This is a genomic window from Pseudomonas sp. D8002, assembly GCF_013385695.1.
In the GTDB taxonomy this organism is placed as follows: domain Bacteria; phylum Pseudomonadota; class Gammaproteobacteria; order Pseudomonadales; family Pseudomonadaceae; genus Aquipseudomonas.
The window spans coordinates 201,705-215,054 of sequence record NZ_JACAPM010000006.1; the positions used below are offsets into that span (position 1 = coordinate 201,705).

13 protein-coding genes are annotated in these 13,350 nt (G+C 61.3%); 12 read left to right on the plus strand and 1 reads right to left on the minus strand.

The window, feature by feature from the left end:
• Positions 1-7 precede the first annotated feature (7 nt).
• The 11 genes from phnG to HX807_RS04370 all read left to right on the plus strand — a co-directional run bounded on the left by phnG (position 8) and on the right by HX807_RS04370 (position 11,171).
• Complete coding sequence (gene phnG / locus HX807_RS04320; protein WP_003210619.1) at positions 8-445, plus strand: phosphonate C-P lyase system protein PhnG; 438 nt, start codon at positions 8-10, stop codon at positions 443-445.
• The gene (gene phnH / locus HX807_RS04325; protein ID WP_177023213.1) at positions 445-1,035 is read left to right on the plus strand and encodes a phosphonate C-P lyase system protein PhnH; all 591 of its coding nucleotides are present in this window, start codon (positions 445-447) and stop codon (positions 1,033-1,035) included. The genes phnG and phnH overlap by 1 nt, the downstream gene beginning before the upstream one ends.
• Complete coding sequence (locus HX807_RS04330) at positions 1,035-2,111, plus strand: carbon-phosphorus lyase complex subunit PhnI (protein ID WP_177049320.1); 1,077 nt, start codon at positions 1,035-1,037, stop codon at positions 2,109-2,111. The genes phnH and HX807_RS04330 overlap by 1 nt, the downstream gene beginning before the upstream one ends.
• Positions 2,104-2,970 carry an alpha-D-ribose 1-methylphosphonate 5-phosphate C-P-lyase PhnJ gene (locus tag HX807_RS04335; RefSeq protein WP_008434764.1) on the plus strand — a complete coding sequence of 289 codons (867 nt, stop codon included), beginning with the start codon at positions 2,104-2,106 and terminating at the stop codon, positions 2,968-2,970. Before HX807_RS04330 ends, HX807_RS04335 begins: the two co-directional genes overlap by 8 nt.
• Positions 2,931-3,740, plus strand: coding sequence for a phosphonate C-P lyase system protein PhnK (phnK, locus tag HX807_RS04340; RefSeq protein ID WP_085984643.1), 810 nt, complete (start codon positions 2,931-2,933; stop codon positions 3,738-3,740). Before HX807_RS04335 ends, phnK begins: the two co-directional genes overlap by 40 nt.
• Positions 3,740-4,459: a phosphonate C-P lyase system protein PhnL gene (phnL, locus tag HX807_RS04345; protein WP_008434762.1), complete on the plus strand. Its 720-nt coding sequence runs from the start codon at positions 3,740-3,742 to the stop codon at positions 4,457-4,459. The genes phnK and phnL overlap by 1 nt, the downstream gene beginning before the upstream one ends.
• Complete coding sequence (locus tag HX807_RS04350; RefSeq protein WP_177049322.1) at positions 4,449-5,594, plus strand: alpha-D-ribose 1-methylphosphonate 5-triphosphate diphosphatase; 1,146 nt, start codon at positions 4,449-4,451, stop codon at positions 5,592-5,594. The genes phnL and HX807_RS04350 overlap by 11 nt, the downstream gene beginning before the upstream one ends.
• Positions 5,594-6,157, plus strand: a complete 564-nt coding sequence (gene phnN, locus HX807_RS04355) for a phosphonate metabolism protein/1,5-bisphosphokinase (PRPP-forming) PhnN (RefSeq protein WP_087694466.1) — start codon at positions 5,594-5,596, stop codon at positions 6,155-6,157. Before HX807_RS04350 ends, phnN begins: the two co-directional genes overlap by 1 nt.
• The gene (gene phnP, locus HX807_RS04360) at positions 6,148-6,897 is read left to right on the plus strand and encodes a phosphonate metabolism protein PhnP (RefSeq protein WP_177035116.1); all 750 of its coding nucleotides are present in this window, start codon (positions 6,148-6,150) and stop codon (positions 6,895-6,897) included. Before phnN ends, phnP begins: the two co-directional genes overlap by 10 nt.
• Positions 6,898-7,245: 348 nt before the next feature.
• Positions 7,246-8,742: a M10 family metallopeptidase C-terminal domain-containing protein gene (locus HX807_RS04365; protein WP_177049324.1), complete on the plus strand. Its 1,497-nt coding sequence runs from the start codon at positions 7,246-7,248 to the stop codon at positions 8,740-8,742.
• A 389-nt stretch (positions 8,743-9,131) separates the two neighbouring features.
• The gene (locus tag HX807_RS04370) at positions 9,132-11,171 is read left to right on the plus strand and encodes a M10 family metallopeptidase C-terminal domain-containing protein (protein WP_177049326.1); all 2,040 of its coding nucleotides are present in this window, start codon (positions 9,132-9,134) and stop codon (positions 11,169-11,171) included.
• A 157-nt stretch (positions 11,172-11,328) separates the two neighbouring features.
• On the opposite strand, the gene HX807_RS04375 is transcribed toward HX807_RS04370, so the two are convergent.
• A complete protein-coding gene (locus HX807_RS04375) occupies positions 11,329-12,525 on the minus strand; it encodes an MFS transporter (protein ID WP_032899318.1) in 1,197 nt (398 codons plus the stop codon).
• 178 nt (positions 12,526-12,703) lie between these two features.
• Between HX807_RS04375 and HX807_RS04380 the strand changes: the two genes are divergently transcribed.
• Positions 12,704-13,318 carry a DUF5666 domain-containing protein gene (locus tag HX807_RS04380; RefSeq protein ID WP_003210601.1) on the plus strand — a complete coding sequence of 205 codons (615 nt, stop codon included), beginning with the start codon at positions 12,704-12,706 and terminating at the stop codon, positions 13,316-13,318.
• Positions 13,319-13,350 lie beyond the last annotated feature (32 nt).

Consider the following 13,350-nt stretch of genomic DNA (forward strand, 5'->3'; position numbering starts at 1 on the left):
GACCCCGATGAACCTGTCCCCGCGTCAACACTGGATCGGCGTGCTCGCCCGCGCCTTTCGCAGTGAATTGCTGCCCCATGAAGACGCCCTGCGCGACGTGGATTACCAACTGATCCGCGCCCCGGAAATCGGCATGACCCTGGTGCGTGGCCGCATGGGCGGCAATGGCGCGCCGTTCAACCTCGGCGAAATGAGCGTGACCCGCTGCGTGGTGCGCCTGGCAGACGGGCGCACCGGCTACAGCTACCTGGCCGGGCGCGACAAGGTCCACGCCGAACTGGCGGCCCTGGCGGATGCGCATTTGCAGGGTGCACACCCGAGCCCCTGGCTCAGCGACCTGATCGGCGCACTGGCCAACGCCCAGGCCGAGCGCCGGGCGCAAAAAGAGGCCGACACCGCCGCCACCAAGGTCGAGTTCTTCACCCTGGTTCGAGGAGAAAACTGATGAATGCCCAACGCTTGCAACCGGCCTTTGTAGACCCGGTGCTGGACGCCCAGCGCGGTTTTCGCGGGGCCCTCAAGGCCCTCGCCGAGCCCGGCCTGATCCAGTCCTTGCCCGCGGCCCCCAGCCTTGAAGGCCTGGCGCCGGCTACCTATGCGCTGTGCCTGGCGCTGCTGGATATGGACACACCGCTGTGGCTGGCGCCGTGCTTCGACACGCCGCTGATCCGCGCCAACCTGGCCTTCCACTGCGGCTGCCCGCTGACCGCCAACCGGGAAGAGGCCGCGTTCGCCTTGCTCGGTGAACAGGAGCTGCTCGACCTCAGCGGCTTCAACCACGGCAACGACCGTTACCCGGATCAGTCCTGCACCTTGCTGGTCCAGTTGACCGACCTGGAAGCCGGTCGCGCCTTGAACTGGCGCGGTCCGGGGATCAAGACCCAGCGTCAGGTCAACCTGCCGGTGCCTCAAGCATTCTGGCTGGAACGCCAACGCCGGGAAACCTTTCCCCGTGGCCTGGACGTGTTGTTCGCCGCCGGCCATCACCTGATCGGCCTGCCACGCAGCACTCGAATTGCACAGGAGCATGCCTGATGTACGTAGCCGTCAAGGGTGGCGAACAGGCCATCGACAATGCCCACCGCCTGCTGGCGAAAAAACGCCGGGGCGATACTTCCATTGCGGAATTGAGCGTGGAGCAGATCCGCGAGCAACTGCCGCTGGCGGTCGCGCGAGTGATGAGCGAAGGCTCGCTGTACGACACGGAGTTGGCTGCACTTGCGATCAAGCAAGCGGCGGGGGATCTGGTGGAAGCGATCTTCCTGCTGCGGGCCTACCGCACCACGTTGCCGCGCTTCAGCCCGAGCCTGCCGATCGATACCGCGCAGATGTCACTGAGTCGGCGTTTGTCGGCCACCTTCAAGGACGTGCCGGGCGGGCAACTGCTGGGCCCGACCTTCGATTACACCCACCGCCTGCTGGACTTTGCGCTGCTGGCCGAAGGTGAATACCCCGGCCCGCAAACCACGCCGGATGCCACTCTGGAAGCGTGCCCTCGGGTACTCGGCCTGCTGGCCAAGGAAGGGCTGATCAAGAACGAATCCGACGACACCGGCAGCGTCGCCGACATCACCCGCGACCCGCTGGAATACCCGGCCAACCGCGCCCAGCGCCTGCAAGCCCTGGCCCGTGGCGACGAAGGTTTCCTGCTGGCACTGGGTTACTCGACCCAACGTGGTTACGGCCGCAACCACCCGTTCGCCGGCGAGATTCGCATCGGCGATGTGGAGGTGTGGATCGACCCGGAAGAGCTGGGTTTCCCGGTCTGCCTGGGCAGCATCGAAGTCACCGAGTGCGAGATGGTCAACCAATTCGTCGGCTCGGCCACCGAGCTGGCGCAGTTCACCCGGGGCTACGGCCTGGCATTCGGGCACGCCGAGCGCAAGGCGATGGGCATGGCCCTGGTGGACCGCTCGCTGCGGGCCAATGAGTTCAACGAAGAGATCGTCTCGCCGGCCCAGCAGGAAGAATTCGTGCTGTCCCACTGCGACAACGTCGAGGCGGCGGGCTTCGTTTCCCACCTCAAATTGCCTCACTACGTGGACTTCCAGTCCGAGCTGGAACTGATCCGCAAACTGCGCCAACCGGCCGAGGGCACCCGCCATGAATGACCTGACTCAAGCGCCTGCGCGTGACCCGGCGTACAACTTCGCCTACCTCGACGAGCAGACCAAACGCATGATCCGCCGCGCCTTGCTCAAGGCCGTGGCGATCCCCGGTTACCAGGTGCCGTTCGGTGGCCGCGAGATGCCGCTGCCTTACGGTTGGGGCACCGGCGGCATGCAACTGACCGCCGCGATCCTGGGGGCTGACGACGTGCTCAAGGTGATCGACCAGGGCGCCGACGACACCACTAACGCCGTGTCGATCCGCCGCTTCTTCGCCCGTACGGCGGGCGTCGCCACCACCGAAAGCACCCCGGACGCGACGGTGATCCAGACCCGCCACCGCATCCCGGAAACTCCGTTGCAGGCCGACCAGATCATGGTCTACCAGGTGCCGATCCCGGAGCCGCTGCGTTTTATCGAACCGTCGGAAACCGAGACCCGCACCATGCACGCCCTGAATGACTACGGGGTGATGCACGTAAAGCTCTACGAGGACATCGCCACCTTCGGCCATATCGCCACCAGCTACGCCTACCCGGTGATGGTGGATGAGCGCTACGTGATGGACCCCTCGCCGATCCCGAAATTCGACAACCCGAAACTCGACATGAGCCCGGCGCTGATGCTGTTCGGTGCCGGTCGCGAAAAGCGCCTGTACGCGGTGCCGCCGTACACCCAGGTCACCAGCCTCGACTTTGAAGACCATCCGTTCGAAGTGCAGAAGTGGGAACACACCTGCGCGATCTGCGGCAGCCATGAATCGTTCCTCGATGAGCTGATTCTCGACGACGCCGGTACCCAGAGTTTTGTGTGTTCCGACACCTGGTATTGCGCCCAACGGGTCAAGGAGAACAACCAGTGAGCCAGCCTCTTTTGCAAGTGCGTGACCTGTCGTTGTTGTACGGGGAAGAGAAGGGCTGCCAGGACGTCAGCTTCGATTTGTACCCCGGTGAAGTGTTGGGGATTGTTGGTGAGTCGGGCTCAGGCAAGTCCACCTTGCTCTCGCTGCTCAGCGGGCGTCTGCCACCGCAGGCCGGTCACATCGGCTATCGCGGCAAGGACGGTGAATGGCTGGATCTGTACAGCGCCAGCGAAGCCGAACGCCGCACCTTGCTGCGCACCGAATGGGGCTTTGTCGAGCAAAACCCTCGGGACGGTTTGCGCATGGGCGTGTCTGCCGGCGCCAATATCGGCGAGCGCCTGATGGCCCAGGGCGTGCGCAACTATGAGCAACTGCGTGGCGCCGGCCTCGACTGGCTGGGCCAGGTGGAAATCGACCCGCAGCGTATCGACGACTTGCCCCGGACCTTCTCCGGCGGCATGCAACAACGCCTGCAAATCGCCCGCAACCTGGTCTCCAGCCCGCGCCTTGTGTTTATGGACGAACCCACCGGCGGCCTGGACGTGTCGGTACAGGCGCGCTTGCTCGACCTGCTGCGCGGCCTCGTTCGCGAGCTGGATCTGGCGGTGGTGATCGTGACCCACGACCTCGCCGTGGCGCGCCTGCTGGCCGACCGCCTGATGGTGATGCGCCGTTCCCGCGTGGTGGAAACCGGGCTGACGGACCAGATCCTCGACGATCCACAGCACCCTTACTCTCAACTGCTGGTGTCTTCGGTATTGCAGCCATGATGAATGCCTTGATCGAGGTCCGTGACCTCTCGAAAACCTTCACCTTGCACCAGCAGAACGGCGTGGTGCTGAACGTGCTGCGCGGGGTGGAGTTCAGCGTGAAAGGCGGTGAGTGCCTGGTGCTGCATGGCCAGTCCGGCGCCGGTAAAAGCACGTTGCTGCGCACCCTGTACGGTAACTATCTGCCGGCGGGCGGCAGCATCCGGGTACAGCACCTTGGCGAATGGCTGGAGCTGGTTGGTGCCGAGCCTCGGGAGGTGTTGCAGGTGCGCCAGCAGACCCTGGGCTACGTCAGCCAGTTTCTGCGGGTGATCCCGCGGGTGGCCTGCCTGGATGTGGTGATGGAGCCCGCCCTGGCCCGTGGCTGGTCGAAGGCCAATGCACAGTCGCGCGCCGAGCATCTGCTGACCCGCCTGAATATCCCGCAACGCCTGTGGCAGCTGGCACCCGGTACGTTCTCCGGCGGCGAGCAACAGCGGGTCAACATCGCCCGCGGCTTCATGGTGGATTGGCCGGTGATGCTGCTGGACGAACCCACTGCGTCCCTCGATGACAGCAATCGGCAGGTGGTGCTGGAACTGATGAACGAAGCCAAGGCTGCCGGCGCGGCCTTGATCGGCATCTTCCACGACCGCGCCGCCCGTGAAGCGGTCGCCGACCGCCATTTCGACATGACCCCCGCGCCTGTTGCCCAAGAGGAATACGCCCATGCCCGCTGAACAGATCCTCAGTAATGCCCGGCTGGTGACGGCTGACCGTATGTTCCTTGGCAGCGTCGTGCTGCGTGACGGGCTGATCGTCGACATCGCCGAAGGCCGCAGCCAACTGCCCCAGGCCCAGGACCTTGACGGGGATTTCCTGTTGCCGGGCCTGGTGGAACTGCACACCGACAACCTGGAAAAACACATGACCCCGCGCCCCGGCGTGGACTGGCCGTCGACCTCGGCGGTGCTCAGCCATGATGCGCAGATCATCGCGGCCGGCATCACCACGGTGTTCGACGCGGTGTCCATCGGCGATGTGAATCCCAAGGGCAACCGCATGCAGAAACTGCCGGCGATGCTCAACGCCATCGCGGCAGCAGAAAGCGCCGGCCTGACCCGCGCCGAACACCACCTGCACCTGCGCTGCGAGCTGTGCCACCCCGACACCCTGAGCGTGTTCCGCGACCTGGTGGAAAACCCGTTGGTGCAGTTGGTGTCAGTGATGGACCACTCGCCGGGCCAGCGCCAGTTCGTGCTTGAATCCAAGTACCGTGAGTACTACATGGGCAAGTACCACCTGAACGACGAGACCATGGACGCGTTCATCAAGCTGCAAATGGCCAACTCCAGGGAGTACAGCGACCGCTACCGCGCCGCGATCGTCGAGCATTGCCTGGCGCGCGGCCTGTCGGTGGCCAGCCATGACGATGCGACCCTGGCTCACGTCGAGGAGTCGGCGCGCTACGGCATGACTATCGCCGAATTCCCCACCACCCTGGAAGCCGCCCGTGGCTGCCGGCAACTGAACATGAAAGTTCTGATGGGCGCGCCGAACGTGGTGCGTGGCGGGTCCCACTCGGGTAATGTGGCCGCCGCCGGCCTGGCCGCCGAAGGATTGCTGGATATACTTTCCAGTGACTACTACCCGGCCAGCCTGTTGCAGGCGGCGTTCGTGCTGGCCGATCAACAGGATGGCGGCGATCTGTCGCGGGCAATCAGGATGATCAGTCTGGCGCCCGCGCACGCGGCGGGCCTCAGCGATCGCGGCGAAATCGCCACGGGTCTGCGGGCCGACCTGGTGCAAGCCAGGAGCCGCGACGGACTGCCCGTGGTCCAACAAGTGTGGCGACAAGCGAAGAGGGTGTTTTGATGGCAGGCAGGTTGATCTATCTCATCGGACCATCGGGTTCGGGCAAGGACAGCCTGCTGGATGCCGCACGACCGCGTCTGGCCGAGCGTGGTTGTCGCATTGTGCGGCGGGTCATCACCCGCTCGGCGGAAGCGGTGGGCGAAGCGGCGCAGGGTGTGAGCCCGGCGCAGTTTGCCGCAATGGAGGCCGAGGGCGCATTTGCCCTCAGCTGGCACGCCAACGGGTTGTCCTATGGCATCCCACGGGAAATCGATGAGTGGCTGGCGGCGGGGCACGATGTGCTGGTCAACGGCTCCCGCGGCCACCTGGCGCAAACCCGGCTGCGTTACCCGAACCTGCTGGTGGTGCTGCTGACGGTAGACCAAGGGGTGTTGCGCCAGCGCTTGCTGGCGCGGGGTCGCGAATCCCTGGCGGATATTGATCTGCGCCTGGCGCGCAATGCGCGATTCGCCGAGGGATTGAGCGCTGCTGCAGACGTGTTCCTGCTCGACAATTCCGGCCAACTGGAACACACGGTCGAGCGCTTGCTGGGCTGCCTCGACGGGCAACCTGCATGCGCCTGACACTGCTGGGCACCGGCGACGCGCGGCAAGTCCCGGTGTATGGCTGTGAGTGCGCCGCCTGTGGCCTGGCCCGCCATGACCAGAGCCTGCGCCGCCGCCCATGCAGCGCATTGATCGAGTGTGGCGGCCAGCGCTGGTTGATCGACAGCGGGTTGCCCGACCTCACCGAGCGCTTCCCGCCGCGCAGCTTCAACGGGATTCTCCAGACCCATTACCATGCCGATCATGCCCAGGGTCTGCTGCATCTGCGCTGGGGCCAGGGGCTGGTGATTCCGGTGCATGGGCCGGTGGATCCGGAAGGGTTGTCCGACCTGTACAAGCACCCCGGCATCCTCGATTTCAGCCAGCCGTTTGCCGAGTTTGAAACCCGCCGGTTGGGTGAACTGAGCGTCACCGCGTTACCGCTGCTGCATTCCAAGCCCACCCTGGGGTATCTGCTGGAAGGTGAAGGGCGGCGCATTGCCTACCTTACCGACACCGTCGGCCTGCCACCCGCCACCCGCGATTGGCTGCAACGCGAGCCGCTGGATGTGCTGGTACTCGATTGCTCCATGCCGCCGCAACCGCAGGCACCGCGCAATCACAATGACCTGACGCTGGCGTTGCAATGTATTGAAGAGGTGGGTGCGCAGTTGGGGGTGCTGACCCATGTGGGGCATACGCTGGATGCGTGGTTGTTGCAGCATCGGCGGGAGCTGCCGCGGCATGTGACGGTGGGCTGGGATGGGCGGGTGATTTAGCGTGGGAAGTTATGTCAAGCGGTGAGGTCCTGATCGCTGGTGGATTTGGATGAAAAGTTTGAGTGGATGTATCTTTGTTGATGCCGGTTTGGAGTATTCATATTGGCGGCATTGTGTAGGTTTTTGTTTTTTTTCTGATAAACCAAGGCGCTGCCGCAACGGCTGGTGTGTGTTCAGTTGTTTAAATTGCAAGTAATTTATTGAGTTTCTTAGCGGGTGTTTCATCGCTTTTAAGTGTTTCGATGAGAACTAAATAAGCGCTGTCCCGTGCTTTCCATGCATGGGAGCTTAATGGCTGATGCCGATTGTTCCGGCTCGTCTATTAATTAATAAAGAGTGCTCTTTCTCATGAACGTTTTTGACGCGATCTCCATCAGGCCCATGCTTCAAAACTTGCCGGAGTCTGACCCCGGTCCGACTGGCTTCGGCGCGAAAGCCAAGCCGACCTACACCACGGATCAGGCCGGCAAGCAGATCTCGCGGGACAACCTGCGGTTTCACGATCGTAACGGCGACAAGAAAGTTGATCTGTCCTACACCGTCGACCCCAGTTTCACCGCGCAGCAGCAACAACGCGTTCGTCAAGCGGTGCAGTCCTGGCAGGATGTTGCCAACATTAACCTCAAGGAGCAGGCAGATGGGGCAGACGGCACGGTAAACATTAAAAACAACCCTCGCGGTGACCGTGGTGTTGCCACATCACCTACACGCTCCAACACCAGCACGACCGCGACGATAGGCACGCTGAAAGCAGGGAGCAGACCTGGCCTGGGCAGCCACTTTTCGGTGACCGCGGTACATGAAATCGGGCACGCCATCGGCCTGCAGCATCCAGGCAACTACAATGGTGGCGGCTCTGCCTACAACAGTGGCGCGGTCTATGCCGGGGATACCAAGGCGCGCAGCGTCATGAGCTACTGGTCGGAGAAAAACCAGGCCGGCCACGACTTTCAGTCTTCGAATCCATCCGCGCCAATGATGGACGACATCGCGGCAGCGCAGCGGTTGTATGGGGCCAATCACCAAACCCGCAATACCGACACCACGTATGGTTTCAACTCCAACACCGAGCGGGAGGCGATGACGCTCAAGAGCGCCACGGACAAACCCGTTTTTTGCGTATGGGACGGCGGCGGTGACGATACGTTGGACTTTTCAGGGTTCTCACAGAACCAGAAGATCAACCTCAATGCCGAGTCGTTCTCTGACGTGGGCGGCTTGAAGGGCAATGTCTCGATTGCCAAGGGGTGCACAATTGAAAACGCAACAGGTGGGGCCGGTCGCGACACCCTGATCGGTAACGAGGCGGGCAATCGACTCAAAGGTGGAGCAGGGGCTGATACGTTGCGCGGTGGCGGCGGAGCGGACATGTTTATCTACGACAAGGCCAGTGATTCCACGCCCCAGGATCCTGACTTGATCGAGGACTTTACCAGCGGTACCGACAAGATCGACCTGTCGGGCGCATTGAAAGAAGCCGGCGTGGGCACCCTGGTGTTCACGGACCGATTCACGGGGCGCGCTGGCGAGGCCTTGCTCAAGTACGACGCCGCCACGGGCCGGTCAAGCCTTGAAGTTGACCTGAACGGCAGTGGCAAAGCCGAGTTGTTGATCAACAGTGTTGGCCAGATCAAGTCGACGGATGTGCAGTGGGCGGGGGCGACGCCTGGGTTCAAGCCGGTGCCATTACCCATGCCAAATGTAGTGCCGTCCCCGGCGCCGCCCCCTGCGCCTGATTCGAAAACGACCACGCTTGCAGTGTTGAACGAGATGATCGCCAAGACATTGTCGACGTTGCTGCAGCTATTGAAAGGTCTGCTTCAACAGCCGGGCGCCCCTGGGTAACCGCCAGAGTGAAGGCAGAGTCTGGCCCTGTTTCCAGTGCCTGGCTCTCAGCCCTCAGCACCACGTGGTGCAGCAGCCGGATGTGTAGCAGATTGTTTTCATGCCCGGGTTAGGGCGATGGGTAATTGTAGGTTTATATGTCTCCGGTTTTCTTCGTATCGCATATTGAATGCAGAGCTGGCCTGATCTGAAACTTCTGAATATAAATATAGTGCGCTTAAAAAATTGGCGATGTGTTTCTGGCTGTTTGGATATTTAAATTGAAACGTTCATAGGGGTGACATTCGGTTTTTTCATGTGAGATTTTAAGGCGGCTGTTAAGTGAAACAGTCGCGTTGAAAGTCTGTTTCCTGATGAATGAAAGTCTCAACTAAAAGGATGTTGTTTTTATGAGAGTCACTGCTTCTTTTGTTAATCCGCCTGTATCAAGTCATGAGCTATCTACGTTGAATGCGGCCACTACCAGTGATGGCGCAACCTCAAAAAAAACCTTCACCACGGATGATGCTGCAAAGCAGATCCTGCGAGAGGGTTCGAGGCATTACGATCGTAATGGCGATAACAAAATCGAGCTTTCCTTCACCCTTGACGATCAATTCTCTGTGCAACAGAAAGCGTCCTTGCGCAAAGCCCTGACGTCTTGGCAGGACGTGACAAATATTGTCTTCAAGGAGGGGGCGACAGGTCCGGATGGTTCAATAACCATCAAGGCCAATCCCGATGACAATGGCGGGGTGTCGGGGCTGCCTAATCGCTGGTACGGTGATATGAGCACTACGGTTGGAACGAAAGGCGCTTCTGATGCCCCACGGCATGGCGATGTTTTTTTATCAACGGCCATACATGAGTTGGGACATGCCCTGGGGCTTGGCCACCCTGGGGACTATGGTGAAAGTGTGCACTCTTATGCAGATGCCCTATACACGCAGGACACCAGAGCCCACAGCGTGATGAGTTACTGGCGAGAAACCAATCATACGGGCCATGACTTCAAATCGCGCGAACCTTCAACGCCAATGAAAGATGATATTGCTGCCGTACAGAAACTCTACGGGGCCAATCTCAATATTCGGAATACCGATACTACTTATGGCTTTGAATCCAATACTGACCGTGACCACTTCAGCCTTGAGTCCTCGAAGGACGCCCCGATATTTTCGGTATGGGACGGGGGCGGGAATGACACGCTGAACTTTTCGCTATTTTCCCAGAACCAGAAGATCAACCTGAATGCGGAGTCGTTTTCCAATGTGGGTGGCTTGAAGGGTAATGTGTCTATCGCCAAGGGCGTTGTCATTGAAAATGCCACAGGTGGCTCAGGTGACGATGAGCTCATAGGGAATGAGGCCGGCAACCGGCTCAAGGGTGGAGCGGGTTCAGACAGGTTGACAGGCGGCGCAGGCGTGGACGTGTTTGCTTACGATAGAGCGAGTGACTCGACACTCACCAGGCCTGACGAAATCCTGGATTTCACCAGCGGCACAGACAAGATCGACCTTTCGGGCTTATTGAAAAATACCTCAATCAAGCATTTCAACATTGTTGAGCGGTTTACGGGGCGTGCTGGCGAGATTGTCCTGAGCCATGACCCGCGCAGCGGAAACGGTAGTCTGGGTCTCGACACCACTGGCAGGGGCAAAGCGGATTTTCTGATTAAGAGCGTGGGTGGCATTCAGGCCAGTGACATAGTCACTGGCGGGGCACACGAACCTGGAGTTTCCAAGCCGGAGCCCCAACCAGAGCCCAAGCCAGAACCTCAACCGGACCCGAATCCGGAACCTTTTCCTGCTCCGCACGATACTGTCTATGGCTTCAACTCCAACACCGGTGATCCCTTCCTTAGCCTGCATTCCCAGAGTGGCGCTCCCAGGTTCCTGGTGAGGGACAAAGGTGGCGATGACACCCTGGACTTTTCGGGCTTCCGGCAGAACCAGACCATCGACTTGCGCGAGGGCGCAGCCTCCAGCGTAGGCGGCTTGCGCAATAACGTTGGTATAGCCAAAGGTGTCACCGTGGAGAATGCGATTGGCGGCTCAGGCCGTGACACGCTCATAGGCAATACGGTGGATAACGTTCTCACCGGCGGGGCAGGTGGAGATACGCTCTGGGGTGTGGGCGGTAGAAACACGTTCAGGTATGAGAAGGCCAGCGACTCGGCCTATGACGACGCTGACCTGATCATGGATTTCACCAGTGGCCAAGACACAATTGATCTGACGGGTTTAATGACAGAAGTCGGAACGCCCTTGCGGCTGGTGGATAGCTACACGGGCCGTATTGGAGATACCGTCGTCAAATACAACCAGCAGAGCGGGCGTTACTTTGTGGGCATCGACTTACTGGGACGGCGTCAGACAAACTTCCTGCTTAAAAGCACACGCTTGATCCGGCCAGAGGACGTGATCGGTCTGTCTACTCACCTGCGCTGAAAAGCAACGCGCCAGGGCGCTCGCCATCTTCCTGGAGGGGATACCGCCCATAAATCCCTGGGCGGTAATTCCCAATCAGTCAGCAAGCCCTTGACCTCGTCACTCGTCATTTCTGGCGGATGCGGCGTTGGAGCCGTTGATGCGGTTGTAAGGTGGGTCAGGCAGTCGCCACCGCCCCTTGCCGCGAGGCGCTCAGGAAGCGCAGCAACGCCACCAGCGGGAATGCGCTGCCCACCAGCATCACCCCCAGCCAGCCGCCGTGTTCGTACACGCTGCTGGCAATCGCCGAGCCGAAGGCGCCGCCGATGAAGATGCTGGTCATGTACAGCGCGTTCAGTCGGCTACGGCTGTTGGCGTCGAGGGCGTAGATGGCGCGCTGGCCAAGGACCATGTTCATCTGCACGCAGAAGTCCAGGACCACGCCGGTCACCGCCAGGCCGATCACGCTGTACAGCGGGTGCACGAAGGCCGGCAGGAAGCTCAGTGCGGCAAACAGCATCGCCAGCAGCGAAGCGCGGTGGGTGTGGCCGGCGTCCGCCAGGCGCCCGGCGATAGGTGCTGCGATGGCGCCCAGGGCACCGACCAGGGCAAACAGGGCGATCTGGCTTTGGCTCAGGCCGTGGTTGCGGGACAGTTCCAGCGGGGCGGCGGTCCAGAACAGACTGAAGGTGGCGAACATGCAGCCCTGGTAAAACGCGCGCTGGCGCAGCACCGGCTGGCGGCGCAGCAAGGTGCCCAGCGAGGCGAGCAACTGGCCATAGCTGGCCGCGTGATCCGGTTGGCGCTTGGGGATGGTCAGCATCAGCACCACGCTGATAAACGCCATCAGTGCCGCAGCGGCCATGAACATGGCGCGCCAGCCGAAATGGTCAGCCACCACGCTGGACACTGGCCGCGCCAGCAGGATACCCAGCAGCAAGCCGCCCATGATGCTGCCGACCACCCGGCCACGGGATTCAGCCGGCGCCAGGTGCGCCGCCAGCGGAATCAGGATCTGTACCGACACCGAGCTGAAGCCGATCAGCAGCGACACCAGCAGGAACAGGTTCGGCTGTTCGGTGAACGCCGCACCCAGCAGGCTGGCGATGGCCACCACGGTGGTGATGATCATCAGCCGGCGGTTTTCCAGCAGGTCGCCCAACGGCACCAGGAAGAACAGGCCCAGGGCATAGCCGATCTGGGTCAGGGACACGATCAGGCTGGCCATGGCCGGCGTGAGGCCGATGTCCGGGGCGATCAGCTCGATGATCGGTTGCGCGTAGTAGATGTTGGCGACGATGGCGCCGCAACAGAACGCAAACAGCATCACCATGCCTCGGGTCATCGTGCTTGTAGCGGGGGGCGTGGCGTTCATGGCGTTCTCATAAAAGCGAAGGATTGTGGCGAGCGAGGATAAAGACTGGCCACGGGCGCGAGTAGCCTGTCTGTGGTGATAACACTCATGCCGGGAATTAATGACTGAAACGTTAACTTTCGCGCTGAAGGTCGATGATACATTCAGTCACAACTGCATAAACAGGAAATCGACTGCCATGAAGACGACATTCAACAAGATGCTCCTGGCCTCCAGCCTGGCTGCGCTGATGACCGTGGGCGTTGCCCAGGCCGCAGATGCCCCGCGTGTCGGCGTGCGGGGTGCGATTACCGCGATGGACGGCGACGCGATGCACGTCAAGGTCAACAGCGGTGAAGACGTCACCGTGCACCTGACCAAGGACACGCAGGTGCGTGCGGTCACCCTGGCAAAAATCGAAGACATCAAGCCCGGCAGTTACATCGGTTCGGCGGCCATGCCCAACGCGGATGGCACCCTGACGGCGCTGGAAGTGCATGTATTCCCACCGGCGATGGCCGGTACAGGCGATGGGCACCGTGCGTTCGACCTGAAGGAAGGCAGCAGCATGACCAACGGCACCGTGGGTGACCTGGTGGTGAGCGATGGCCGCACGTTGACCGTCAAGTACAAGGGCGGCGAGCAGAAGATCGTGGTGCCGGATGATGTGCCGATCGTCAACCTGGAACCGGGTGATCGCAGCTTGCTGAAGCCTGGGGTGAAGGTGGTGATGTTTGCGGCGAAGGGCGCGGACGGGAGCGTGACGGCCCAGGCGATTTCCGCGGGTAAGGATGGCGTGACACCGCCGATGTAACGGCTGTAGATAGATCGTTCCCACGCTCCGCG